The 24,112-nt window shown below is 70.4% G+C and carries 20 protein-coding genes, 1 tRNA gene and 1 pseudogene; 13 read left to right on the top strand and 9 right to left on the bottom strand.

Annotation, left to right across the window (positions count from 1 at the left end; all coding sequences use genetic code 11):
* The first annotated feature begins 5 nt into the window (after nt 1-5).
* From ACZ6K0_RS09035 to ACZ6K0_RS09010, 6 genes are all read left to right on the top strand, one after another.
* Nucleotides 6-1,661, top strand: a complete 1,656-nt coding sequence (locus tag ACZ6K0_RS09035; RefSeq protein ID WP_469234218.1) for an amidohydrolase — start codon at nt 6-8, stop codon at nt 1,659-1,661.
* Entirely contained in the window at nt 1,658-2,677 is a 1,020-nt protein-coding gene (locus ACZ6K0_RS09030) for an ABC transporter permease (RefSeq protein ID WP_469234220.1), read from the top strand. Before ACZ6K0_RS09035 ends, ACZ6K0_RS09030 begins: the two co-directional genes overlap by 4 nt.
* Complete coding sequence (locus ACZ6K0_RS09025; protein ID WP_469234222.1) at nt 2,674-3,549, top strand: ABC transporter permease; 876 nt, start codon at nt 2,674-2,676, stop codon at nt 3,547-3,549. Before ACZ6K0_RS09030 ends, ACZ6K0_RS09025 begins: the two co-directional genes overlap by 4 nt.
* Nucleotides 3,546-4,691, top strand: coding sequence for an ABC transporter ATP-binding protein (locus ACZ6K0_RS09020; RefSeq protein WP_469234224.1), 1,146 nt, complete (start codon nt 3,546-3,548; stop codon nt 4,689-4,691). The genes ACZ6K0_RS09025 and ACZ6K0_RS09020 overlap by 4 nt, the downstream gene beginning before the upstream one ends.
* On the top strand, nt 4,688-5,494 hold the full coding sequence (locus tag ACZ6K0_RS09015) for an ABC transporter ATP-binding protein (RefSeq protein ID WP_469234226.1): 807 nt from the start codon (nt 4,688-4,690) through the stop codon (nt 5,492-5,494). Before ACZ6K0_RS09020 ends, ACZ6K0_RS09015 begins: the two co-directional genes overlap by 4 nt.
* Before the next feature lie 306 nt (nt 5,495-5,800).
* Entirely contained in the window at nt 5,801-7,159 is a 1,359-nt protein-coding gene (locus ACZ6K0_RS09010; RefSeq protein WP_469575991.1) for an ABC transporter substrate-binding protein, read from the top strand.
* A gap of 260 nt (nt 7,160-7,419) precedes the next feature.
* Here the strand turns inward: ACZ6K0_RS09010 and ACZ6K0_RS09005 are convergent, their stop codons facing one another.
* A complete protein-coding gene (locus ACZ6K0_RS09005) occupies nt 7,420-7,650 on the bottom strand; it encodes a hypothetical protein (RefSeq protein WP_376413211.1) in 231 nt (76 codons plus the stop codon).
* Between the two features lie 906 nt (nt 7,651-8,556).
* Here ACZ6K0_RS09005 and ACZ6K0_RS09000 point away from each other — a divergent pair.
* Both ACZ6K0_RS09000 and ACZ6K0_RS08995 read left to right on the top strand, forming a co-directional pair.
* Nucleotides 8,557-9,342 (top strand): alpha/beta fold hydrolase, encoded by a 786-nt coding sequence (locus ACZ6K0_RS09000; RefSeq protein ID WP_469234228.1) that lies wholly within the window; start codon nt 8,557-8,559, stop codon nt 9,340-9,342.
* Between the two features lie 163 nt (nt 9,343-9,505).
* A complete protein-coding gene (locus tag ACZ6K0_RS08995) occupies nt 9,506-10,144 on the top strand; it encodes an SMI1/KNR4 family protein (RefSeq protein ID WP_469234230.1) in 639 nt (212 codons plus the stop codon).
* A gap of 51 nt (nt 10,145-10,195) precedes the next feature.
* Here ACZ6K0_RS08995 and ACZ6K0_RS08990 read toward each other — a convergent pair.
* Nucleotides 10,196-10,269 (bottom strand) — tRNA-Met (locus tag ACZ6K0_RS08990).
* Nucleotides 10,270-10,462: 193 nt separating this feature from the next.
* Complete coding sequence (locus ACZ6K0_RS08985) at nt 10,463-11,041, bottom strand: TetR/AcrR family transcriptional regulator (RefSeq protein WP_469234232.1); 579 nt, start codon at nt 11,039-11,041, stop codon at nt 10,463-10,465.
* A gap of 90 nt (nt 11,042-11,131) precedes the next feature.
* On the opposite strand from ACZ6K0_RS08985, the gene ACZ6K0_RS08980 reads away from it, so the two are divergent.
* The gene (locus ACZ6K0_RS08980; protein ID WP_376413218.1) at nt 11,132-11,578 is read left to right on the top strand and encodes an anthrone oxygenase family protein; all 447 of its coding nucleotides are present in this window, start codon (nt 11,132-11,134) and stop codon (nt 11,576-11,578) included.
* A 165-nt stretch (nt 11,579-11,743) separates the two neighbouring features.
* Here the strand turns inward: ACZ6K0_RS08980 and ACZ6K0_RS08975 are convergent, their stop codons facing one another.
* Nucleotides 11,744-12,268 carry a TetR/AcrR family transcriptional regulator C-terminal domain-containing protein gene (locus ACZ6K0_RS08975; protein ID WP_469234233.1) on the bottom strand — a complete coding sequence of 175 codons (525 nt, stop codon included), beginning with the start codon at nt 12,266-12,268 and terminating at the stop codon, nt 11,744-11,746.
* 26 nt (nt 12,269-12,294) lie between these two features.
* On the opposite strand from ACZ6K0_RS08975, the gene ACZ6K0_RS08970 reads away from it, so the two are divergent.
* Complete coding sequence (locus ACZ6K0_RS08970) at nt 12,295-13,680, top strand: MFS transporter (protein WP_469234365.1); 1,386 nt, start codon at nt 12,295-12,297, stop codon at nt 13,678-13,680.
* Between the two features lie 247 nt (nt 13,681-13,927).
* A pseudogene (locus ACZ6K0_RS08965) lies at nt 13,928-14,516 on the top strand (IS5 family transposase).
* Here the strand turns inward: ACZ6K0_RS08965 and ACZ6K0_RS08960 are convergent.
* The 5 genes from ACZ6K0_RS08960 to ACZ6K0_RS08940 all read right to left on the bottom strand — a co-directional run bounded on the left by ACZ6K0_RS08960 (nt 14,468) and on the right by ACZ6K0_RS08940 (nt 22,746).
* Nucleotides 14,468-15,214, bottom strand: a complete 747-nt coding sequence (locus ACZ6K0_RS08960) for a hypothetical protein (RefSeq protein WP_469234367.1) — start codon at nt 15,212-15,214, stop codon at nt 14,468-14,470. The pseudogene ACZ6K0_RS08965 and the gene ACZ6K0_RS08960 sit on opposite strands and share 49 nt — an antisense overlap.
* A 154-nt stretch (nt 15,215-15,368) precedes the next feature.
* On the bottom strand, nt 15,369-19,328 hold the full coding sequence (locus ACZ6K0_RS08955; protein ID WP_469234235.1) for a CHAT domain-containing protein: 3,960 nt from the start codon (nt 19,326-19,328) through the stop codon (nt 15,369-15,371).
* 221 nt (nt 19,329-19,549) lie between these two features.
* Nucleotides 19,550-20,494, bottom strand: a complete 945-nt coding sequence (locus ACZ6K0_RS08950; RefSeq protein ID WP_469234236.1) for a hypothetical protein — start codon at nt 20,492-20,494, stop codon at nt 19,550-19,552.
* Between the two features lie 188 nt (nt 20,495-20,682).
* Nucleotides 20,683-21,069 (bottom strand): hypothetical protein, encoded by a 387-nt coding sequence (locus tag ACZ6K0_RS08945; RefSeq protein ID WP_469234238.1) that lies wholly within the window; start codon nt 21,067-21,069, stop codon nt 20,683-20,685.
* A gap of 204 nt (nt 21,070-21,273) precedes the next feature.
* Nucleotides 21,274-22,746, bottom strand: a complete 1,473-nt coding sequence (locus ACZ6K0_RS08940; RefSeq protein ID WP_469234240.1) for an MFS transporter — start codon at nt 22,744-22,746, stop codon at nt 21,274-21,276.
* A gap of 151 nt (nt 22,747-22,897) precedes the next feature.
* Between ACZ6K0_RS08940 and ACZ6K0_RS08935 the strand changes: the two genes are divergently transcribed.
* Together ACZ6K0_RS08935 and ACZ6K0_RS08930 are read left to right on the top strand one after the other, a co-directional pair.
* On the top strand, nt 22,898-23,464 hold the full coding sequence (locus tag ACZ6K0_RS08935) for a TetR/AcrR family transcriptional regulator (RefSeq protein ID WP_376413232.1): 567 nt from the start codon (nt 22,898-22,900) through the stop codon (nt 23,462-23,464).
* 252 nt (nt 23,465-23,716) lie between these two features.
* Nucleotides 23,717-24,100: a hypothetical protein gene (locus ACZ6K0_RS08930; RefSeq protein ID WP_469234242.1), complete on the top strand. Its 384-nt coding sequence runs from the start codon at nt 23,717-23,719 to the stop codon at nt 24,098-24,100.
* Nucleotides 24,101-24,112 lie beyond the last annotated feature (12 nt).

Genomic DNA, 24,112 nt, shown 5'->3' with positions numbered 1-24,112 from the left:
ACCCGATGGACAACGACGTGACCATCCCCGCTCCCCTCCCCGCGCATCTCTACCGCAACGCCCGTGTCTTCACGTGCGACCGACGCACCTGGGCCGAGGCCCTCGTCGTGGTGGGCGACCGTCTCGCCTACGTCGGTGACGAGGCCACCGCCGCCCGCGTGGCCGGACCGGACGCCCTGATCCACGACCTCGACGGCGCGACCGTACTCCCCGGATTCGTCGACGGCCACGCCCATGTGGTCGGCACCGGCGAGGCGGCGGGCCAGGTGAACCTCTGGGGCGCCAACACGGTGGAGGAGATCCAGCGGCGCATCCGGACATGGGCGCAGGAGAACCCCGACGCACCTCGTATCCTCGCCACCGGGTGGAAGCACGGTGACATCCCGGGCGGCGTACCTGATCGGGGCATGCTCGACACCGTCGTCGCCGACCGGCCCGTCTACGCGCAGGCGTACGACTTCCACTCGATCTGGCTCAACTCGGCAGCCCTCGCCGAAGCCGGCATCGACGAGACCACGGCGTCCCCGCCGGGCGGCACGGTCCACCGGGACGAGCGGGGCGCGGCCACCGGCCTGGTCGACGAGACCGCGATGCACCAACTCGTGTGGCCGGTACTCGACGCCTTCGCCGGAGACTCCGACCGTGACGAGGCCCTCGCGGTCGCCCTCGCCGCGTACGCCGAGTCCGGGATCACCGGCTCGACCGACATGGCGCTGGGCGAAGCCGACCACGAGGCGATGCGTCGTGCCGACGCGAGGGGCGCCCTGACCACCCGGATCGCCGCGTTCTGGAGCGTCCAGCCCACCGGCGACGAAGGCCGAAACCTCGCCCAGGTCGAGCGCGCCGTCGAACTCGCCACCCGACGGTCGACCCCGTACCTGCGCGTGACCGGCATCAAGGTCATGGTCGACGGAACCGTCGACGGGTGCACCGCATCGCTCGGAAAGCCCTACGCGAACGGGACGAACGCCGACCCGATCTGGACCCTCGCCGAACTCGCGCCGGTGGTGGCCGCCGCGGACGCGGCCGGCCTGCAGGTCGCCATGCACGCCATCGGCGACGAGGCGACCCGGGTCGCGATCAGCGCCGTCGAGCACGCCGTCGCCCTCAACGGCCCCAAGGAGCGGCGCCACCGCATCGAGCACCTCGAAGTCGTCGACCCCGCGGACATCGACCGCCTGGCAGCACTCGGCATCACGGCGAGCATGCAGCCCGTGCACGCCGATCCCGCCATCCAGGAGAACTGGCGACGCGTCCTCGGCGACGAGCGGGTCGACCGCGGCTTCCCGTGGCCCGAGATGACCGACGCCGGAGCCACACTCGTCCTCGGCACCGACTCGCCCACCTCGCCGCACGCACCGCTGCCCAACATGTTCATCGCGGCGACACGGCGTTCGGCACTGGATCCCTCGCTGCCCGCGAACATCGCGCACTACGCCCTGCCGCTGGCGGACGCGATCGTGCACGCGACACGCGACGCCGCCTGGGCAAGCCGCTCCGACCACCTTCACGGCCGTCTCGCCGAGGGGCTGTACGCCGACTTCATCGTTCTCGACCGGGACATCTTCACCCGCCCCCTGGACGAACTGCTCGACACGCGAGTGCTGCGGACGGTCGTGGGCGGCCGAGTGGTCCACGCGCAGCCGGAGGTGAACCGATGAGCCACGCGAGCATGACGGCCCCCGTGCGATCAGGGCAGGCGAAGGCGAAGCGGCGACCCGCCGGAGAGATCCCGCGGTTCATCGCGACGCGCGTCGCGGGACTGGCCGTGACCTTGTTCATCGCGAGCCTGGTCGTCTTCGGAGCGCTCTACGCCGCACCGGGAAGTCCGCTCACGTATCTCACGCACGGGCGCACCATGAGCCCCGAGGCACTCGCCTTGATCACGGCCGAGTACCACCTCGACGACCCCGTCTGGCAGCAGTACCTGTCGTGGCTGGGCGGAGTGGCGCAGGGCGACTTCGGCACGTCGATCATCTACCACCAGCCCGTCGCGTCGCTGGTGGGAAGCCGGGCCTCCACGACCACGCTGCTCGTCCTCATGGCCGCCGCGATCGTCCTGGTGGTCGGGTTGGCCATCGGCACGCTCACCGGTCTCAAGCCCGGCCGGCTGTCCCGGTCCGCCATGGCCGGCGCGACCGCCGCCATGGCGGTGCCGACCTCTGTCGGAGCCGTCGTGCTGATCATCGTCTTCGCCGTCGACCTGGAGTGGTTTCCGGTCTTCGGAGCCGGCCAGGCGGGCCTCGACGCGGTCTACCACCTGGTTCTTCCGTCGGTCGCGCTCGCACTCGCGTCCGTCGCGTTCGTCGCGCGACTCGCCCAGACCGCGATCCGACAGGAGCTGTCTGCCGACCACGTGCAGACGGCGATCAGCCGCGGACTGCCCCGCGGGGTCGTCGTCCGCAGACACGTGATGCGCAACGCCGCGATCCCGGTCCTCACCGTCGCGGGTCTCACCGCCGCGGGCCTGATCGCGGGAAGCGTCATCGTGGAACAGGTCTTCCAGCTCGGCGGACTCGGCCAGTTCCTCGTGACCTCGGTGCACCAGAAGGACTTCCCCGTCGTCCAGGCCATCTGCCTCGTGTACGTCGCCGCCTTCATCGTGCTGAACACCCTCATCGACATCGCCTACACACTGCTCGACCCGCGCGTGTCGATCGGGAAGAAGGACTCATGAGCACCACAGCAGCGGTGCGACGCCTCAAGGACGGAAAGGCCGGCCGGCTGACGACGCGTCGTACGACAGGCATCGGCCTGACCGGCCGAGGGGCGATCGCCGTCCTCGGACTCGTCGTCTCCTTCGCCGTCCTCGCACCTCTCCTCGCGCCGCACGATCCGAACGCCGTCGACCTCTCCGGTGCCTACCAGGGTTCGAGCGGGGAGCACCTGCTGGGAACCGACGCGAACGGACGAGACCTCCTCTCGCGCCTCGTCCACGGCTCCCGTACGGCGTTGATCGGGCCCTTCCTCGTCGTGCTGATCTCGACGTTCCTCGGGTCGCTCCTCGGGCTCGCGGCCGTGTGGTTCGGCGGCTGGCTCGACCAGATGGTGGTACGCGTCGTCGACGCCGTGTTCGCCTTCCCCGGCCTGCTGCTCGCGATCCTGGCGACCGCCCTCTTCGGGTCCGGCCTGGAGGCCGCCGTAGCGGCACTGTCCCTCGCCTACATCCCGTACATCGCACGGATCGTGCGCAGCGCCGCACTGCGAGAGCGCTCACTGCCGTACATCGCGGCACTGCGGGTCCAGGGCGTGCACGGGCTGCGGATCACCTTGCGACACATCCTGCCCAACGTGGGCGGGCTGATCGTCGCCAACGCCACGCTTGCCTTCGGATTCGCCCTGATGGACCTCGCCGGTCTCTCCTTCATCGGCCTCGGCATGCAGCCCCCGACGTCGGACTGGGGCGCGATGGTCGGCACCGGCATGACCGGTGTGCTGCGGCAGCACCCGCAGGAGGCTCTGCTCGCCGGCGCGCTCATCGTCGCCACCGTCGGTGCCGTGAACATCCTCGGCGACCGACTCACAGAACGCTGGGAGGCACGCTCGTGAACGCACTTCTCGAAGTCGACGACCTGACCGTCCAGTTGCCCGTGGCAGGAGAGCCGCGGACCGTGCTGCGCGACGTCTCGTTCTCGCTCGACAGCGGACAGACCCTCGGCCTCGTCGGCGAGTCCGGTTCCGGCAAGTCGATGACGGTGCGCACCATCGCGCGCCTGCTCCCCGACGGCGCCGACGTCCGCGGCGGTGTCCGCTTCGCCGGCGCCGAGGTGTTCGACCTCCGCACCGACGCCCTGCGGGCCTATCGCGCGAAGGACGTCGCGATGATCTTCCAGGACGCACGGGCCCACACCAACCCCGTACGCACGATCGGCGACTTCCTCACCGAGGCGATGCGCACCAACGACCGGATGCCGAAGACCGCGGCCCGCAAGCGCGCACAGGAGCTGCTCGCCGAGGTCGGGATCTCGGACCCGGAGCGCCGGCTGGGGCAGTACCCCCACGAGCTCTCCGGCGGCCTGCTGCAACGGGTGATGATCGCCGCCGCGGTCGCCGCGCGCCCCCGGCTCGTCCTCGCCGACGAGCCGACCACCGCGCTCGACGTCACCACCCAGGCGGAAGTGATGGCGATCCTCGGACGCATGCAGCGCGAGTACGGCATGGCGATGCTCTTCATCACCCACGACCTGGAGCTCGCCGGCGCCGTATGCGACGAGACGATCGTGCTGTACGCCGGACAGGTCATGGAGCGCCAAGCGTCGGTGCGGCTGCACACGGACCCACTTCACCCCTACACCGCCGCACTGGTGCAGGCACGCCCCGAGATCGACCGACGTGTCGACCGGCTGCCCGTGATCACCGGTCACCCGACGACCGCCTACGAGGCGCCGGACGGCTGTGCGTTCGCGCCGCGCTGCCGCTTCGCGGAAGAGGCGTGCGGGTCGGGCGTACCGCCTCTGCTGCAGATCGGTCCGTCGGACACGCGATGCGTCCGGATGCCCGCGCTTCGCGGCCGGATGGCAGGCGAGCGCATCGACTCCGAGGTCGGCTCAGAGGTCGGCTCAGAGGTCGGCTCCGAGCACGTCGGCTCCGAGCACATCGGCTCTGAGCGCACCGGTTCCGAGTACGTCGGCTCCAAGCACATCGGCACCCAGCACGTCGGCTCCCCTTCGGACGAGGAGGTCCAGCGATGACCGAACCCCTGCTCGTGGTCGAGCACCTGACCAAGACGTTCGGCCACGGGCGTGCCGAGGCCACCGCGGTCGCCGGCGTCGGCTTCGCCCTGGCGCCGGGCGGTGCCCTCGGCATCGTCGGCGAATCCGGCTCAGGCAAGACGACCACGGCGCGGATGATCATCGGCCTGGAGCGCCCCTCCGGCGGCCGCATCACCTTCCGGGGCGAGGACCGCACCCAGCCGGCGCGTTCCGCACGAAGCCGCCGCGAGCGAGGCCGGGACATTCAGATCGTCTTCCAGGACCCGTACACCTCGCTCGACCGCCGTCAGCGCATCGGCGACTGCCTCGCGGAAGTCGTCGGTGTCCATTTCCGCCTCGGCCGCGACGAGACCAGGCAGCGCGTGAGCGAACTCGCCGAGCTCGTCGGACTCGACGACCGACAACTCGCGGCCCTGCCAAGGGCCCTCTCCGGAGGGCAGCGCCAACGCGTCGCCATCGCCCGCGCGCTCGCCGCCGACCCGGCCGTCCTCATCCTCGACGAGGCCGTGTCCGCCCTGGACGTCTCGATCCAGGCGCAGATCCTCAACCTGCTCACGGACATCCGCCACCAACGCGGCGTGAGCTACCTCTTCATCAGCCACGACCTCGGCGTCATCCGCCAGGTGACCGACGACACGATCGTCATGCGCCACGGCGCCGTCGTCGAGCAAGGACCCACCGCCGACGTGCTCGACAACCCTCAGAACCCCTACACCCGCTTGTTGCGCGACAGCGTCCCCCGCAGCGGGTGGGACCCCGAAACCCTCACAGCAAGACAGTGAACAGGAGTTCCGCGATGCACTCTCCCCGCCCCTGCGGACGGACGGCGGCACTCGCCGTCACCGCCGCGGCCGCCCTCGCGCTGGCCGGCTGCTCCTCAGGCCCCTCCAGCACCGGAACGGCCGGGTCCTCCGACGCGCTGACGACCCTCACGCCGGCGGGCTCGGGCTCGGTCGACAAGATCACCTGGAACGTCTTCCAGGGCGAGCCGCAGACCGTCGACCCCTTCCAGTCGGCCGACTACACGCCGAACATGATCAACTCGAACATGTGCGAGACCCTCCCTCGTCCAGACGCCGGACTTCCGGATCAAACCCAACCTGGCGACGTCGTACACGAACCCCGATCCGACGACCTGGGTCTACAAGCTCCGCAGCGGCGTCACCTTCTGGGACGGATCGCCGATGACCGCCGACGACGTCGTGTGGAGCATGCAGCACAACATGACGGACAAGTCGAGCTTCTACGGCTACCTGTACGCGAACGTCGCCTCGATAGCGAAGACGGGCGCCGACGAGGTGACCGTCAAGCTCAAGACGCCCGACTACCTCTTCAACGACGAACTGGCGAGCTACGCCGGTGTCGTCGTCCAGAAGAAGTTCTACGAGCAGCTCGGCAAGAAGGTCGGTACGCCGGGTGTCGGCGTCATGTGCACGGGCCCCTACAAGTACGGCAAGTGGACGCAAGGCCAGTCGATCAGTGTGAGCCGCCACGACGGTTACTGGAACAAGGCGCTGCCGCTGAAGGTGAAGAACATCGACTTCACCTTCCTGACCGACGACTCCGCGATCACCTCCGGCCTGCTCTCCGGCCAGATCGACGGAACGTACCAGCCGCCGACGGCCGCGCTGACACAGCTGAAGGCATCCCCGGCGGGCAAGCTCTACTCGGGCCCCGCGCCGCTGGCCGTCACCCTCGTGGTCGCGAACCAGAAGGGCGCGATGGGCAACGCCGACGTACGCAAGGCGCTCCAGACGGCCATCGACTGGAAGGGCATCGGCGGCCAGGTGTACGCGGGGGAGGGCACCCCCGTCTCCCTGCAGACCGTGCCGGCCGTGTACGGCTTCGCGAAGGACGACCTGACCACGTACGCCGACTCGGTCAAGACCGACGGCACCGCGAAGATCGAGGAGGCGAAGAAGCTGCTCGCCGGAGTTCCGGGCGACGTGAAGTCGAAGCAGATCAGCCTCGTGGTTCCGCAGCAGCCGGAGACGCAGCAACTGGGCGTCGCCATCAAGGACGCGGCCGACAGGATCGGCCTGAACTTCAAGCTCGACGTCGTTCCCGCGACCGGCTACTCGAACTACCTGTACGACCCGGCGACGCGCGGCAGCACCGACCTGCTGTACACGCAGTTCTGGCCGAACATCCCCAACCCGCTCGACTGGCTGGGCCTCACCGCGGTGACCGGCGGCACCTTCAACCAGTCCGGCTACAACGGCATCGACGCGCTCTACGCCAAGGCCGTCGGCACGAAGGACGACAGCGCCCGCTCCCAGCTGGTCGTGCAGATGGAGCGGAAACTGCACGACGAGACGAACCCGATGTTCTCCGGCATCCAGCTGACGAACGACGTCTGGCTCGGGAGCAGGATCACCGGGGCGCCGGCGGCGTTCTCCTTCGTCTACTACCCGTGGGCGGCACAGCTCGGGGGGACCGGCAAGTAGTCTGACCTGACCGCCACTCAAGGGTGTGCATCGTGAAGGTGCAGGTCAGGGCTCTGACGCGAGGGCCGGGGCCGTTCCCGGGTTCCGTCCTGCGGTGCGGATCCGGTGCTTCCCGTGGCCGACGGTGAACGGCGGGTCTGGTGCGTCCTCTCGATCTTCGGGGAGGGCGCCGCCATCCCTCCGTGCCCAGGCGGAGTGCCCCCGTGGTGGCCGAGCTTCGTCCCTGCCGGTTGGGCATTGCGGGCTGAGAGATACGCCGGTCAGGCGACGGCCTTGTGGCGCTGGGGTGTCTTGCGCGTCTTCACCCCGCCGACGACAAGCGCCAGCCCCACGGCGACGAAGCCGAGGTACGCGCTGGACGGAAGGTCGACGATCTTGTGCAGCCAGCCCCACTCCGTGCCGAAGAAGGTCTGCGAGGCGAAGCTGACGAGCCCCTGGGCTCCTACGACGTAGCCGATGCTTTCGACGGTGTATCCGATGGTTGTTCGCACGGATCAACCCTCTCGCGGCGGTTCGGCGGGATCGTCCTCCGCAGGGCCGAGAACGCAGTAGTCCCAACGATGCAGTCGCGTGCGGCGAGCACGGGCAGAGCATCCCGCCGCGGCGGACGAGCGGTCGACACGGGCAGGCTCGAAGATCACGCCCTCGTACGCCAAGTGCAGCTGGAGGTGCTGGCTGCCGCGGCGGCTTTCATATCACCGGGATCCCACTCACGCATACGGCCGATCTTCCCAGCCGTCCCACCTGTTGCGACGGCTGGTTTTGCGCCCTTGTGGCCGGACCTGGCGGCCCGTCACCTTCGGTAGCGACACCCGTGTCGACCGCAAGGGGGACCTGTTGGCCAATCCGACCGCACCCGAACCCCGACCCCTCACCCAATGGACCGGCCGTGCGCTCCTGCACTGGGCGCGCTTTCTCCAACGGACGGTCGCGTCGCGTGAGCGCCGCCGGGCCCTCGTCGCCCGCCGGAACGCCGTCATGCGTGCCGCGCATGCGCGAGGCGTCGACAGGGAGACGATCGCCCGCGCGATCGGGCTGAGCCCGGCCCATGTCGGTCAAGCGCTCCGAGGGGAGCCCACTCCGGAGTAGCCTGCGGGCCGCCACCGGGGGAGTGGCGAAGGGCGGAGGGTCGTGGTCTCGGCTCCGAAAGCGGAGACCACGCCCCCTGCTCCTCAGCTCCGCTCCTGGCCTCGGGGCCGGCGCCTCGCAGGATCCGGGGACCGACCGAACGACATCCCGGGACGCAGCCGCCTCCACCACGGGCCACGTGGTCCTCTGAGCGTCCGAACCCGGCCGATCCGGCCCGTCCGGGTCCTGACGTACTACCGCTTGACAGGTGCGTCTGGGCGCGCGGCTGAGGGGTCGCTGGTCCACAAGACACGCTCTAGCCTGGTGGTATGGCTGTGGTGCGGGTCGGTGGCGTCGACGTCGCCTATACGCGGGAGGGGCGGGGGCCGGTCGTGGTTCTCGTTCACGGGGCCGGGCTCGACGGGCGGATGTGGGAGCCGCAAGTCGGGGCGCTGGCGGACGAGTTCACGGTGGTGGCCTGGGACGAGCCGGGGTCCGGGCGGTCCGGCGGGCTGCCGGCGGGCTTCGGGCTGGCGGACTTCGCGGGCGCTCTCGCCGCAGTGATCGAGGACGTGGGGCTCGGTCCCGCCCATGTCGCGGGGCTGTCCTGGGGCGGGACGGTGGTCCTGGAGCTGTACCGGTGGCGGCCGGAACTGGTGCGGTCGTTGCTGATGGTGGACACGTACGCCGGCTGGAAGGGCTCCCTGCCACCAGGGGAGGTCGCGGCGCGGGTCGCGGGGGCGCGGCGGATGCTCGCGGAGCCCCGGGAGGACATCGACCCGACACTGCCGGGGCTCTACGCCGACGGCCCGCCGGAGCGCTTCGCGACGCTGCTGGACGCCATGAACCGGGACGTACGGCCGGAGACCATGGCCGCGCAGCTCTCCCTGATGGCCGAGGCCGACGAGACGGACCTGCTGCCCCGGATCACCGTGCCGACCCTGCTGCTCTGGGGCGAGCGGGACGCCCGCTCCCCCCTGGACGTCGCCCACGCCTTCCGGGACGCGATCCCGCACGCCGAGCTGGTGGTGATTCCCGGGGTGGGCCACATGAGCAACGTGGAGGCGCCGGAGGCCTTCACGACAGCGGTTCGCACCTTCTGCCGCGCGAACTGACGCCTTCCGGCCTGCCACGGGCACGCGATGGACGCGGAGCTGCCGCTGGAGGGCGGATGACGGCAGAGGACGCCTTCGTCTCGACCGTCGACGGCGCTGTCTCTGCCTCTGTCTCTGCCGGATTGATCGATAGGGTCTCGGAGACGAGAGAAGAGATCCTCCGATGGACTCCCGCATACCCCGTATACGCGCCAAGCTGGCGAAGATGCCGTACCAGGTGCAGCGCAGCCACTCCGTGCGTGGAGAGGGCCACCGTTTCCGCCTCGCTCCACGTATCAGCTCTGCGCGAGCCGACGCCTTCGAGACGGAGCACCGCATTCTCTTGCCGGCGGCCTACCGAGCGTTCCTCGTCGAACTCGGAGGTAGCGGTGCCGGCCCCTTCTACGGTCTTCTTCCCCTGGATGAGTGCAGGCTTTTCACCATGAACCGGAAGCCGGCGGATGGCAGCCCACGGGGTTTTACTCATGTGGACCACCCGGACGCGCTGCAAGGTGATCTGTTCCTCCACATCATCGAGATGGGATGCAGCGATCTGTGTCTCATCGGAGTGACCGGTCCCCTTGCCGGCCGTGTGGTCACCGGCAACGCGGACGGCTTCTGGCCTCCGAACGTCTCCTCGGCACAGGACTTCCTCAGCTGGTACGAGCGCTGGCTCAACCACATGCAGGACGGCAAGCACAACGCCGCGCTGGGGCTGTCCTCCCCAGCGATCGAAGCGAGCGCCCCGTGGGGGCACCGCGCCACAGCCCGGTCCTCGCCGCGTCCCTCGGCCGCAGCCACGGACGAACGCACTCGACGGTAGGAGCACGCATGAGGCCCGGATCCACAGGATCCGGGCCTCATGTCACTTCAGTAGCGGGGACAGGATTTGAACCTGCGACCTCTGGGTTATGAGCCCAGCGAGCTACCGAGCTGCTCCACCCCGCGTCGGTAGGCCCAACACTACGCCACTCACGGCGCCCCCAAGACCAGTCCGCTCGACGGCCGTGGCATCCCGGTCCGGACGCACCGCGTCCGGCTCGAAAACCGCCCAAGCTCGTCGTGGACATCCGGGGGCGATGCCGCGGGCGGGCAGCCGCGACCGAGGACACCCCGGCTGCGTGTCCGCCGGCACGGTGCGTCAGACCACGGCGAGCCGGTCCACCAGCAGCTCCGTCCTCCGCTCGGCCTCCTCCGGCGGCAGCCGTCCCGCCCGGGTCAGGGTGGCCAGCCCGTGCAGGGCCGCCCAGAACAACTCGGTGAACAGTCCCGGGTGGACGCCGTCCCCGGCGACGTCCCCGAGGGTCTCCAGCAGGGCGGCGAACGCGTCCTTCAGAGGTTCCGGGGTGTCCTCCTGTGCGAACGCCAGGCCGCCGTCGAGCTGGAACATGGCGTCGTAGACCGCCGGGTTGCCGTCGGCGAAGTCGAGGTAGGCGCGGGCGAGGGAGACGACCCGGGCGCGCAGGCCGTCAGCGGTACGGGTCGCGGCCCGTAGCGACGCGGCCATCTCGGCGGCGCCTTCCAGAGCCACGGCGCCGATGATCTCGCGCTTGCCGCGGAAGTGGCTGTAGAGGACGGGTTGGCTGTACTCGATGCGCTCGGCCAGCCGGCGGGTGGTGACCGCGTCCCAGCCCTGCTGCTCGGCGAGTTCGCGAGCCGTCGCCACGATGAGGCGTTCGCGGTCCGCCCGTTCGCGTTCCTTGCGTTCCTGTACCGACATGATTCGATCCTAGCACCGCTAGACAATCGAGCGGCAGTAGTACTAGCGTTGCCTCATCAGCTAGCAACGCTAGATCCCGGAGGGGTCATCATGCTCAACGCGCTCGAGGTCTTCACCACCGTGGTCGTCGGCGTGATGGTGGGGGTGGAGTTCTCCGTCGCCTTCGTCATGAACCCGATCTTCAACGCCCTCCCCGAGGACAGCGGCCAACTAGGCCGCGCCCACGGGGGCCGGATGCTCGGCGCCGTGATGCCGGTCTGGTACATCAGCTCGCTCGTCCTCGTCGCGGTCTGGGCCATCGCCGGATGGGGACAAGACGGCGTCGGCCTCGTCGTCACCGCCGGTGCGCTGCTGATCGTCAGCGTGATCATGTCGGTCCTGCTGCTCGTCCCGATCAACAACCGGGGCAAGACGTGGACCCCTGACAACCGGCCCGCCGACTGGAAGGAGCAGATGCAGCGCTGGGACCGCTTCCACTACGTCCGCGTCGCCGTGATCATCGCCGCCTTCGCCCTGCTGGTCGCCGCCCTCGTCTGAGCCCGCGGGCCGACACCGCGCAGGCGGCGCGGCGCACGACCCCCACTCCCCAGGCGTGTGAGACCCGACTCCGCAGGACACGCACGTGTATGCACGGATGCCCACGAGTCGAGCTCGTGGGCATCCGCGTATCCGTGCATCCGCGTATACGGCGTGCCGCGAGCCCTAGCCCGGCCGACCCGTGAGGCCGCGCCGGGTGAGATCGGCCTCGATGCCGTCGAGGACTCCGGAAAGGCCGGCGAGGAACAGCGCGTCGAGATCCCAGGGGTCGCCGCCCGCGCGCATCGCCGGGCCGAGTCGTGGATAGGCGCCAGGGGCGATGAGCGGAGCTCGTACGGCTTCCGGGGAAGTGACCCCCCGGCGGGTGGCGTTGGCCGACAGCCGCTCGGCCTCCACGTCGCTGACGTAGGTCAGTGCCACGCCCTGGACGTAGGAGGCGAACATGAACATGTAGCGGAAAGCGTCTGCGGGTTCCAGGCCGAGCCCGTCGAACGAGGAGAAGGCGCTCTCGCTGTCCGCCGCGAGTGCGGGGCTGAAGTGCGCGCGGGGCGTCGCCAGGACCTTCGCCAGGATCCACGGGTGGCGGTGGTAGAGCTCCCAGTCGCGGCGGGCGGCGCGCTCGAGACCGTGCCGCCAGTTCTGTGGCGGTGTGTCGGGCAGGGGGGTGTCGGACAGCGCGGTCTCCACCATGATGGCGACGAGATCTCGCCTCCGCCCTGGCCGCTTGGGCGTCCAGTCCGGACATGCTGATCGCCACCCGCGCGCTCATGGGCATCGCGGGCGCCACGCTCGCGCCCTCGACCCTCGCGCTGATCCGCAACCTCTTCCACGACGACCGGCAGCGGGCCACCGCCGTCGGCATCTGGACGGCCGGATTCGCGGGCGGCGCCGTCGTCGGCCCGATCGTGGGAGGCCTGCTGCTCGAACACTTCTGGTGGGGTTCGGTCTTCCTGATCAACATTCCCGTGATGGCCCTGCTCCTGTGCCTCGGGCCGCTGCTGCCGGAGTTCCGTGACCCGAAGCCGGGCAGCCGCTTCGACCTGCTCGGCGCCCTGTTGTCCCTGGTGGCGGTCCTCGCCGTGATCTACGGCATCAAAACGACCGCCGAGCACGGAATCGAGTGGGCAGGGGCCGGCTCCCTCCTTGCGGGCATGACGGCGGGAGCCCTGTTCCTGCACCGCCAGCACACCACTCGGAACCCGATGATCAACATCGCACTGTTCCGCACCCGCTGGTTCAACGTGCCCCTCCTCATCGACGCCCTGGCCACCTTCGCCATGATCGGATTCTCGCTGTTCAACTGGCAGTTCATGCAGCTCGTCCTGGGCATGAGTCCGCTTGAGTCGGCCCTGTGGTCGCTGCCCACCTTCCTCGTCATGCCCGTGGGCATTGCCCTGGCCGCGGGCATGGCACAACGCATCGGCAAGCCCCGGGTCATGACCGCCGGCCTGCTGGTGGCGGCCGCCGGCTACGTCGGGCTGACCCTCATCAGGTCCGATTCCGGCATCCTCCACCTCGTGTGCGGCCTGACCGTGGTGTCCTTCGGCATCGCCGGCGTGGCCGCCGTCGTCACCGACGTCATGCTCTCCGCCGCGCCACCGGAGCGGGCCGGGGCCGCCTCCTCCCTGGCAGAGACCTCCGCGGAGTTCGGCGGCGCACTGGGCATCGCGATTCTGGGCAGCATCGGCACCGCCGTGTACCGAGCACAGATGGAATCCCGGGCTCCGGCGAACCTCACCGCCGAACAACTGGCCTCCGCGGAGGGCACTCCGGGCGGTGCCGTCGACACCGCCCGGAACCTGCCCGCCGGCACTGCCGAGGCCCTACGGAACGCGGCCTTCGACGCCTTCACCCACGAGCTCCGGATCGCCGCCCTGCTCAGCGCGGTCCTGACCGCCGGTGGAGCAGTCCTCGTCGCCCGCCTGCTCCGCCCCTCACCCACCCGACCGGCCGACCTCGCCCCCGCTCCGGACCTGGGGCGGGCCCCGCGTGACGCCGCCGCAAAAGGGCGGATGAACTCGCGGTGTGGCGTGGCCCGATGGGGGAGGAACCAGCTAGGCCGGTTCGTTTGGATCACTTCCGCTGGCCGAGGTTGTCGTTGATGATGTCCGTGTGACTCACCGCATCAGCGCTCTGATCTCGGCCTTCGGCGCCCTTACCAGCGTGATGCTGCTCGCTCTTGCCGTTCGTGAGTACCGCTCCGGGGCGTCGGTCCTCTGGCTCGTGGCTGGAGTTGTGATCTTCCTCAGCGCTTCGTGCACGCTCGTGCGGGACGTGCGACGGCTCCGCGCCGGGCCGACCGCCTGACAGCAGCGCCGTTCCAACCAGCCCCGCCGTCCGTGTTCGTGTGTGCCGTTGACTGACGCGCAGTGGGCGCGGATCGAGCCGTCACTCCCATATCGGATACCAAGGCGGGGTGGCCGGTGGTGGGACCACCGAGAGGTGATCGACGCGATCGCCTTCAAGTTCCAGTCGGGATCACAGTGGGTCCACCTCCCCGAGAAGTTCGGCAACTGGCGAGGCGTCTACAACCGGCTGCGGATGTGGGCCGTCGACGGCACCTGGGAGCGGGTGTTCATCGCGCTGGTCGCGCGGGCGGATGCCAACGAAGTCCTCAACTGGGCTGTCTCGGTGGGCTCCACCATCGTGCGCGCACACCAGCACGCGGCTGGAGCCCGCAAAGAAGGGCCCGAGCAGGCGAACCGGCAGACCACGCCATCGGCCGTTCCCGCGGCGGACCACAAAGGCGTTCGACGGTGTTGCGCTGCTTGTACGCCTCCGCTTGAAGCAGTGGAGAGGCATCGCCACCCGCTACGAGAAGACCGCGACCATCTACCTGGCCGGACTCCACATCGCCGGGATCTTTCTTTGGTCTGCCAGGCCAACGACTCAGGAACAGGAGCGAACCGCATCGTCCCAGGTACCAGGGCTGCGGTAGTGGTTCTTATGCCCGGCGGCGAGTACGTGGCGCAGTTCGGCAAGGTGCTGGGTGTTCGTGGGGAGATCCAGCCGGTCGAGGAGGGCCAGTGCGGCAGCTGGCTCCAGGTCGCCGTAGACGTCGTGGAAGCTCGCCAGGAGGCCGCGGAAGACGGCCGAGTGCAGGTCAGGGAGCCGCATGGCGGTGCTGTACGTCAGCTCCTTCACCGTCCAGCGCACCGGTCCCGAACACTCCAGAACCCGACGGGCTCGGCGGAGCAGGGCTTCCGATCGCTCGGCCGCCACCCGGTCGATGTCGTTACCGAGAACCTCGGCGAAGGCCGTCGCGGAAGTGGCGTGGTCCTCGAACCAGTCCACCCACAGCGAGTAGGTGACGGCCTCGGCCTCCCGGTCCGCCTCCAGCCGCTGACGGTAGCCGTCCCACAGCACGTCGGCCGGCAGGGGACCCTCCGCACCCTCGTTCGCGAACCGGATCTCGCACGTGACCCAGTACTCGTCGAGGAGGTCCAGCAGCCCGAAAGCCAACCGCACCTGGTCGGCTGCATGCAGGTCTTCGGCGAACACATCACTGGCCCAGGAGTGCGCCACCTGGTTGGCGGTGAGCAACGCGTCCGGCTTCTCGCCGCTCACCCACCCGTCGCGCACCTGGCTGACGCCCTGATCAGCCAGCCAACGCCGCGCTGCCTCCTCGGCTTGCATCTCCACTCGGGAAGTATGGCAAGCCTCGCAAGATCCGAACGAAACGGCCTGGTGGACGAGGCAGGTGCGCGCTGCCTTCGCGGTGAGGCCGAGGCCTGGGCGAGTTCGGGGGAGGGGAGAAGGCGGCTGCCACGCCGGGGCGCGCCGTCCCGCTTCAGGCACCGAGGTGGACGAAGGCCGCCCACGCGCCGGGCCGGTACGGCGACGCGGTCCGTAATTGGCGTACCGCCTGGTGGAGGGCCGTCGCGGCGTGCGTGGCGTCGGGGCGGCCGTCCACGAGAAGCCCCGTGTACATCCGCTCCGTCAGGTCACTCGCGGCAGCGTCGTCGACCGCCCAGAGCGTGCCGACGACATGCCGGAACCCGGCGTGGTGGAAGGCTGCGGCAGGGGTGAGGACCTCGTCCGGAACGGTGGCTCCCCCCGAAGCCGATTTGCACGCGGCGAGGAAGGCGAGATTGTTGGCCGGGTGCCGCGCCCGTACGAGGTCCTCCACGGTGAGGCGGCCGTCCTGGAGGATCAGTCCCCCCGATGAGGGGTCAGTGATGCTCTGGTCGCCGTGGCAGCTGAAGTGGACCCATGTGTGGTGCGCCAGCGCTTCGGTGACGGCACGAACGGTCGCCTCCGCGCCGTGGAGCCTCGTCAGGCGGGTGCGGGGCGCGAACGTGGACAGGAGCTGCGCATCGCGCACGGCGCCCGGGAGCGTGCGGTGCCCCGAAGGCTCCGGTGCGACCAAGAGCACGCTCGGTTCCGTCACCGGCCCGGACACCGCGGCGAGTGCCGTGGAGAGAGCGCGGAGTGTCGGAGCGTACGAGGAGACGACGCGGTCCATGACGCTGTCGTGACCGGCCCCGTCCACATCGTGCTCACCCGCCGCGTGGAGCGGAAGATGAGTCAGCATGTTGGTGGGACACCACCAGACGCGTGGCCAGGGCTGATCCGGTCCCGGTGGTCCGACGTGGCCGAGAGCGTCGAGCACGGGCTCGGCGATGCCCCTCCAGAGCCGGCCGAGCGTCTCGCCGATGGAGTGCTCGCGTACGAGGGCCGCGGCCGGGGCCTCCGCCCCGGACGGGTTCCGGTGCTCGTACGGGAACTGCGCGCGGAGGTGACCGACCGCCATCTCGGCGATCTCCGGGGCCGTGGTCCGCAGCGGCACCGCGCGCACGTCGCGACCGGTGATCAGAAGGGCGTCGCACCGGTACCGGCTGACGTTGACGACGACCGCGGCGCTGCCCCGTGGCAGTTCGAGGACCGGCGCCGGGGGATCGCGCAGGAAGGCGGAGAATCCGGGGAGCTCCCGGGCCTCGGCCACGGCCTCGTCCCACCGGCGTCCGAGCGCCATCACGGCGTCCGGGTGTGGTCCTGCGCCGCCCGCGAGGGGCAGGGCTCCGTTCGGTGCCGCGTCCAGGGCCCGGGCCTCAGGCTGCCTGCCGAGCTGCGCGCGAAGGGCGGTGAGCCGGTCGGCCAGGTCCGGGTCCACGGCCCTGAGGGCCGTCACCTCGGCCGACCACTGCCATTCGCCGGTGAAGACGACGGCGCGGGCCTGTTCGAGTATCGCGATCGCCCGCTCGGGTGGATGGCCGGCGGACAGGGCGCACGCCGCGGCATCGGAGGCGAGACCGGTGGCCTTCGACAGGAGCCGCTGCCGGTCGGTCTGCCCGATGCCGATCCAGGCCAGTTCAGGCAGGAGCCCGATGGCGAGGGCGTAGGCCTCCAGTGCCTGCTCCCAGTCGTCGCGGGACGCCGCCTCGGCGCCCCAGTCCAAGGTGACCCGCAGTCGCATGGCCGGGGTCGCCGTGAGCGAGGCGGCCCGACGCCAGAGCGCCGTCGCCTCGCGCGCATCCGTGGAACGTCCGTCACGCCGGACGAGGAGGGTGGCGAGGGTGTGGAGCAACCGTGGCAGGTCGGAGTGGTGCTCCGGAACGCCGACCGCCGAGCGCGCATGGTCGACGGCCTCGTCGAGGTCGTCGGCGGAGGGGCGTACGGAGTGGCGCTCGGCGAGGGCGCCGGCCAGATGGGAGAGGTACGTGGCCCGGTCGGGAGCGAGCGGACCCGCAAGGGCCAGCGCCTGCCGGGCCGTGGTGACCGCCTCGTCGAGATCCGCGAGGTCGGGGTGCGCACGGCTGCGGGCGAGCAGCGCTGCGACGTGGTTCGAGTGGTACGCGGCATTGCGCGCCGCCGGGACACGGGGGTCCCCGATGAGTTCCCGGCCTACCTCGATGGCCTCCGAGAGGTCTTCCGCATGGCCGGTCTCGGCGTGGCGCAATGTCAGGTGGAGCGCGAGATTCCCCCGCACGGCGTGCCAGTAAGGGCTGTCGCGCACCTCGTCGGTGATCTCACTGAGGGCGTCGGTGATGCGACCGAGAGAGATGCCCTCGTCCAGGTCGGCCAGATTTCCGTGGAGCCTGAAGCGTTGGCCGAGGGCCCGGGCGAGGTTGGCGACCATGTCGAGGCCCGGCCCGGCCGCGAGGGCGAACGCTTCGCGCCCATGCGCCACGGCCGCATGCACGTCATCGGCCGAGCCCGTCGCATATGCCCTTTCGGCCAGCAGGTTGCAGAGGTTGGAGGCCAGGGTCGCGCGGTCGGGCCCGTCGTACGGGAAGGCGTCCAGGGCCGACTCGGCGCGTGCGACGGCGCGGTCCAGTCGGGTCCGGTCGCCGGTGAGCTGGTACAGCTCCCATTCGTAGATGCCGAGGCCGGTGGCGAGCACGGAAAGATCCTCGCCCCGGACGTCGTCCGAGGAGATCAGCCGCTCGACCTCGGCGATGGTCTCCTCCCAGCGGGCGGGAGTCCCGGTCAGGTGCGCCCGGGCGCCGAGCAGCTTCGCCAGCACGATCCGGCCGTCGGCTGCCGAGGCGTCTCCGGCGTCGTCGCGCACTCTCTCCCGCTGCAGGAGGAGCGCCGCATCCAGGCTGTCCGGGGTGCCCCGCATCAGCGCGAGCCGTACGAACTCCTCCTCCACCAGGGGGCGTTCGGGATGATCGGGCGGAAGCAGTGCGAGGGCCGTGAGCATGGCCGCCTCGGCCGCCGCGGCATCGGCGTCGTCGCCGGTTGCTTCGTACCGGTCCTGGTACACCGCTCCGAGGTTGGCGTGGAGCACGTACCGGGCGGGATGGTGGGGGGCCAGCCTGTCCCCACCGCACCCGAGCCGCTCGATCGCCTCGTTGAGGTAGTTCACCCTGCCGCTTCTGCGCCAGCAGGTGCGGAGCGACCGGGTCAGGTACGCCAGTTGATCGGGGAGGAGGTCGGGTCGGGCGGCGACCAGATCGACGCTCAGCCGGGCGACGGCGGCCAGCGCCTCCGTGTCGGCGTCGTCGTCCGCCAGCGAGAACCGGGACAGCAGGGCGGCCTCCACCTCGCGCAGGGCCGCCAGGTGATCGGGGCCGCCCGTCGGGCAGGCGCCGGCGGCCCGGCGCAGGAGGCCCAGGGCGTGGTCGAGGACCGTGAGATCCTCGGTCGCGCGCGCATGCCGGAGGGCTTCCTGGGCGGTCCAGGACCAGTGCCAGCCAGGGGGGCGCGGCTCGGTGACGGCGTTCCAGTCCGTCGGTGTCATCCGCTCCCGCACGGTGGCCAGGACCGGGTCGTCCGCGCCCGCCCAGTGCAGCCGGAGAGCGGCGGCATGGACCAGTTCGTCGGCCGGTCCCGCCCGGTGGGCGTCGCAGAGATGGAGGAGTGCCTCCCCGAGGTCCGCCGGGCCGCCCCGCAGGCAGAAGCGCAGGCGCAGGGCCCGGCCGAGGTTGGTCGAGCACACGGCGCGCGTGTTCTCGTCCTCCACCTGGAAATCGTCGAGGGGAGAGCGCAGGTGGACGATGGCGTCGTCCAGGTCGGCCGGCTGGCCCGAGATCCGGAAGCGGGCCATGAGCGCGGCCCCGGCGCGTGCGGTGACGATCGTCGCCATCGCGTGTCCCTGTCCCAGCATGAGCACCGAGTTCTGGAAGAACCGGACCGCTTCGTCGAGGTCCGGGAGGCTCCCGGCGCTCCCGTCGGCCGTCTGGAACAGCTCCATAGCCTGGTCGTTCCAGAAATGGGCGATCGAGTTGCGCGCGGGGCGGGGCAGTGCGTCCGCCCTCTCCGGAATGTGGCGGAAGATCTCGATGACCAGGATGAGGTCGGCCATGTTCTGAGGACGGCTCGTCTCGCCCCTGTGACAGAGGAAGACCCCAAGCGTGCACGCCGCGTCGGACGTCGCTCCGCCCGGGGCCGCCACCGCCTGCAGAGCAGCGTCCACATCCTCCTGCGCGTCCGGCGCGTGCAGGAGGGAGGCATCGCCTGCCGTCTCGTAGCGCGCGATGCGTTGTTCCAGTCGTCGGACGGCCTCGTCGTGCATGAGCCTCCTCGTCAGGGGATGTTCGCCGGACCGCCCGGGTCCGACATCCCGGGAGCGGGAGCGGGAGCGGGAGCGGGAGCGGGAGCGGGAGCGGGAGCGGGAGCGGGAGCGGGAGCCGGAGCCGGAGGGGAAATGGGAAGGGGAGCGGGAGCCGGAGCGGGAATGGGAAGGGACGTGGCATCGGCATCGGCATCGGCATCGGCTGCGGCTGTGGCTGTGGTTCCGGGGTGGGTGTAATCCTGCCCGAGGTCGCGTCCCTGCCTCCAGAAGTCGCAGAGCGCGGTGTTCACTTGGCGCTCTTCGTCCCGGGTGGCGGGTACGTCGATCCTCAGTGCGCCGTACAGATCGAACCGGTGCAGATCGAAGGCCACCCTGAGCGCCTCGCCGTACGAGAGGGCGGCGGCGACAGCAGCTCCGTACGCGAGGCGGGCGAGGAGCAGGGGCACGGCCGACAGCAGGACCCACCGGCCGGTCGGAGCGAGCAGCACGACCGAGCCGATGCCACAGACCATTCCGGTCACCGACAGCCGGACCATCGCGTCGAGCATGTCGCGGCGGTTGTCCACCACGACGCGCACCGGATCTCCCAGCAGCGGGTACAGCCGTGGCCAGGCGACCGGGGCGTCCCAGCCGTACGGGCGGCCCGCCCGGTCCTCCGCGGCGGCCAGGGCGTTCCCCAGGCGAGTCGGCCGCGTGAGGTCGCCCTCGGAGGGAAAGCTCTGGCGCAGGACGACCAGGGCCAGTCCGGCACGACGGACCTCACTCGGTGTCGGAGGGATCCCTGGCGCGAGAGCGGTGCCGGCGGACAGCCGCGCCCGGCGCTGGTTCTGCCGCCGGACACCGTACGTCGTGAGGGCCGACACGCGGGCGGGCCAGTAGCCCTCGAGGAGCTTGACGACGGACAGTTGAAGCGGGTGAAACAGTACGGCCACCACCAGCAGCAGCAGGAAGAGCATGAGGATCTCCCCGGCGCCGAGCGTGGTGGCTGCCTTCCAGGCGCTACGAAAGGCCGGTGGGCGGTTCGGTGCCCCCGCCCATACGAGGCTGAGGAGGAAGAAGGATCCGGCGCACGTGGGCAGATACCCGACCAGAAGGAACCGACCGGAAACCAGTGAGGTGGCCGACCCCGCGACGGCGCCGAGGTTCATGCCGCGTCCGCCATGGGGCCGTGTCCTTCCGGGCAGTCGGGTGGTGGCTCGTCACCCGAGACCCGGAAGGCGACCTGAGTGCACCCGCTGCACGTGAGCCTCATGAGGGTGAAGGTGGTAGGGGCTCCGGGAAGGGTGGCGCCGTCTCCCGCGCCGATCTCGATGCCGCGGTCGACGGAGTCCGACGCACCGGTGATCGCCTCGAAACGGGCCCTTCCCACAACGCCCGCACGTGTGCCATCGACGCACAGCACGATGTCTCCGGTTTCTGCGTCCGCCCGGAAGATCGCCATGAGGAAGGCCGTGATCAGGGACAGATCGGCCGCCGCCCCTACGTACAGGCTGGTGACGGCACGCGATGCATCGATCCTGCGGTCGAACAACGCGTTGAGATGTGACCCGGCATACCTGTCCGACATCGTTGCCCCCCCCTGCACGATTCAGAGGAGCCTACTCAATCGACCAGGACTTGTCCGGGCGATCACGTACGGAGCAATGGTGAGCGCTGTGGCGGTTGCGGTGCCGAGCTGGACGTACCGGCGCTTGGCGTAGCCGGTGGGAGAAGAGGGCCATGGAATGGTCTTGGTCTAGCTCGGGCTGATCGCGGATGCCTCGTTCGTGGTGGTGACCGCATCCGGATCGGTGGAACGTCGCGGCGCCGCGGAGCCTTCGGCGGGCTTGGCCCTCTCCAGCCACAGGCCGGTGAACACGGCGGTGGCCAACGTGATGGCGCCGGCCGCGAGGAAGGCGCTGGTGATGCCGGTCTCGAAGGAGGCGCCGCCGGATTGCCGGGTGCGGACGATGGCTCCGAGTACCGCCACGCCGAGCACCGCGCCGATCTGCCGGGTGGTGCTGCTGATGCCTGACGCGAGGCCGCCTTCCTGCGGGCTGACCGCTTGGATGGCGGCGCCCGTCAGCGGGGACATGGTCAGGGCGAAGCCGGTACCGGCGAGTCCCAGCCGCCACCACACGTTCCCGTAGCCGGTGTCGGCGTGCACCATGCCGAGCGCCAGCAGTCCCAGGCCGGCCAGGGCCAGGCCGGTGGTGACCACGACGCGGAAGCCGTGCCGGGCGGCGAGCCGGCCCGCGTACGGGCTGACGATCACCATGGCGAGGGACAGCGGCAGGGTCTGCAGGCCGGCGCGCAGGATCGAGCTGCCCTGGACGTACACGAAGAACTGGGAGAAGAAGAACGACGAACCCATGAGCGCGAACCCCACCACGACCATGGCGGTGTTGGACACGGTGAACAGGCGCTGCCGGAACAGCCGCAACGGCAGCATCGGTGCGGAGCGACGCGCTTCGACGGCGACGAAGGCGGCGAGGAGGATCGCCGAGGCGGTGAAGCTGCCCAGGATGACCGGCGAGATCCAGCCGCGGGCGCCGCCCTCGATCAGCCCGTAGGTCAGTGCCCCCACCGCCAGAACGGACAGCACCGTCCCCGGGATGTCGATCGCGGGGGCGCTCGGATTGCGGGACTCGTCGAGGTGGCGCAGGCCGACCAGCAGCAGGATCACGCCGATGGGCAGATTGACCAGGAAGATGGCGGGCCAGCCGAAGGCCTCTGTCAGCACTCCGCCTGCCACGGGGCCTGCGGCCAGACCGATTCCGCTGAATCCGGCCCACAGCCCGATCGCCTTGATCCGTTCTTGCGGCACGGGATGGGCGGCGGCGAGCAGGGCGAGCGAGGCAGGGCTCAGCGCCGCGGCCCCGATGCCCTGCAGCACCCGGCCGGCGACCAGCCAGCCGGCCGAGGGCGCGAGGCTGCACAGCAGCGACGCGGCGGTGAACACCGCGACGCCGGTCAGGTACACCCGCTTGCGGCCGAACCGGTCGGCGAAGACGCCGCCGGACAGCAACAGCATGGCGACCAGGAGCACGTACGCGTCGACGATCCACTGCAGACCGGTCAGCTGGGTGTGCAGCCGGTGCTGCATGTCCGGCAGCGCCGCTCCGACGATCGTGTTGTCGAGCAGGACCATGAACTGGCCCAGACAGATCACCGTGAGCAGCACGGCCCGGTTTGGTCGACTGCCTGCGGTCGGTTGCGATGCGGCCATGGAGATCCCCCTCGATCGGTAGTCGCGCCCGGCCGCGGTCGACACGGGTGGCGATACGCCTGAGCGCTCTAAAGCAGTCGGCGACTGCGTTAGGAGACCATACGGACGCCCGCCTCGCAAACGCAAGTGCTGACTGCGTTAAGGTGGGGGCATGAACGAGCGACAGGGAGCCCGGCGGCCCGGCGGGCGCAGCGCCCGCGTCGGCGCGCAGGTGCACCAGGCCGTCACCGACCTGATCAGCGAGCGTGGCTACGGCAACTTCACCGTCGGCGAGGTCGCGGCCCGCGCGGGCGTGGCCGACAGCAGCATCTACCGCCGGTGGGGCAGCCTGGAAACCCTGCTCACCGACGTGGCGCTCACCCGCCTCAACACGCGGTCGCCGATGCCCGACACCGGGAGCCTGGCCGGTGACCTGCGCACATACGCGGCCAACGTGGCCCGCGAGATCACCGGACCCGACGGCCCGGCGGTGCTGCACCTGGCCGTCGCCCTGTCGAGTAACGGTCAGCAGGGCCTGCAGGCCGGTGACGACCTCCGCGCCGAACGCATGCGGCAACTGCAGTCCATGCTCGATCACGCCCGCGACCGTGGCGAGCACGCACCCGACGCGTTCGACGTGCTGGACCACATCCTGGCCCCGATGTACATCCGCGTCCTGTTCGGCATGGGCCCGCTCACACCGGACTACATCGACGGGCTGGTCGACCGGTTGCTGTGACCTCGACCCGGTCCCCGGGATCAGCCCTCGAACGCGGTGCCACGGCAGAGTGAGGTGCACGCCGACACCGGCCCGCCCCGCTCGGCCCCCGGCGCTTGGCCCTTGGCCGACGTACGCGGCCTGGCTGAATCCGTCGGTCGGCGGACCGCCGCCGCGACTCGGGGTGAAGTCGACGTCCAGGTACGGGTCGTAGGCGTCGGGTTCGTCGACGAGCTCGCGGGTAAGGCCGGCGCTCTTCCGCAGGGAGCGGAGATGCTCACCGCGCTCGCCCCGCTCCGTGACGGTGTAGCCGACGGCGACTTCGGGGCGTGCCACGACGCCCCCTCAGGCGGTGGGGCCGGCGGCCGCGTTCAGGATCCGGCGGAGGCTGCCGCGGCTGAAGAACATCGGCAGCATCCGCCCGTACCGCCCGGACCCCACCCCGCCCGGCTGGCCATCGCTCGCGCCTCGCTGACGCGGCCGATCCACTGGGAGCCAATCAAGCAGCAGCACGCCCAGACGGCCGAGTACGCAACCGCGCTCCGGCTAGGCCGCCAAAAGGCCGAGCAGGTGTTGCGCCGCTTCACCTGCGGCGGACCCAGCAGCGTCGCGGTGCCACCCCCCTCAACCAGCCGGGCCGGCCGCCTCGCGCGCTGAGTGTGCTGATCG

This window comes from Streptomyces sp. NPDC042346 (assembly GCF_055581845.1).
Note: the sequence above shows the minus strand (reverse complement) of the source record. Positions and strands in the feature narration are given on the sequence as shown.

Excerpts from the sequence above, each read along its gene's own strand:
- ACZ6K0_RS09035 (WP_469234218.1), top strand. The coding sequence starts at position 6 with ATGGACAACGACGTGACCATCCCCGCTCCCCTCCCCGCGCATCTCTAC.
- ACZ6K0_RS09030 (WP_469234220.1), top strand. The coding sequence starts at position 1,658 with ATGAGCCACGCGAGCATGACGGCCCCCGTGCGATCAGGGCAGGCGAAG.
- ACZ6K0_RS09025 (WP_469234222.1), top strand. The coding sequence starts at position 2,674 with ATGAGCACCACAGCAGCGGTGCGACGCCTCAAGGACGGAAAGGCCGGC.
- ACZ6K0_RS09015 (WP_469234226.1), top strand. The coding sequence starts at position 4,688 with ATGACCGAACCCCTGCTCGTGGTCGAGCACCTGACCAAGACGTTCGGC.
- ACZ6K0_RS09000 (WP_469234228.1), top strand. The coding sequence starts at position 8,557 with ATGGCTGTGGTGCGGGTCGGTGGCGTCGACGTCGCCTATACGCGGGAG.
- ACZ6K0_RS08995 (WP_469234230.1), top strand. The coding sequence starts at position 9,506 with ATGGACTCCCGCATACCCCGTATACGCGCCAAGCTGGCGAAGATGCCG.
- ACZ6K0_RS08985 (WP_469234232.1), bottom strand. The coding sequence starts at position 11,041 with ATGTCGGTACAGGAACGCAAGGAACGCGAACGGGCGGACCGCGAACGC.
- ACZ6K0_RS08980 (WP_376413218.1), top strand. The coding sequence starts at position 11,132 with ATGCTCAACGCGCTCGAGGTCTTCACCACCGTGGTCGTCGGCGTGATG.
- ACZ6K0_RS08975 (WP_469234233.1), bottom strand. The coding sequence starts at position 12,268 with ATGGTGGAGACCGCGCTGTCCGACACCCCCCTGCCCGACACACCGCCA.
- ACZ6K0_RS08960 (WP_469234367.1), bottom strand. The coding sequence starts at position 15,214 with ATGCAAGCCGAGGAGGCAGCGCGGCGTTGGCTGGCTGATCAGGGCGTC.
- ACZ6K0_RS08955 (WP_469234235.1), bottom strand. The coding sequence starts at position 19,328 with ATGGCCGACCTCATCCTGGTCATCGAGATCTTCCGCCACATTCCGGAG.
- ACZ6K0_RS08950 (WP_469234236.1), bottom strand. The coding sequence starts at position 20,494 with ATGCTCTTCCTGCTGCTGCTGGTGGTGGCCGTACTGTTTCACCCGCTT.
- ACZ6K0_RS08940 (WP_469234240.1), bottom strand. The coding sequence starts at position 22,746 with ATGGCCGCATCGCAACCGACCGCAGGCAGTCGACCAAACCGGGCCGTG.
- ACZ6K0_RS08935 (WP_376413232.1), top strand. The coding sequence starts at position 22,898 with ATGAACGAGCGACAGGGAGCCCGGCGGCCCGGCGGGCGCAGCGCCCGC.
- ACZ6K0_RS08930 (WP_469234242.1), top strand. The coding sequence starts at position 23,717 with ATGCTCACCGCGCTCGCCCCGCTCCGTGACGGTGTAGCCGACGGCGAC.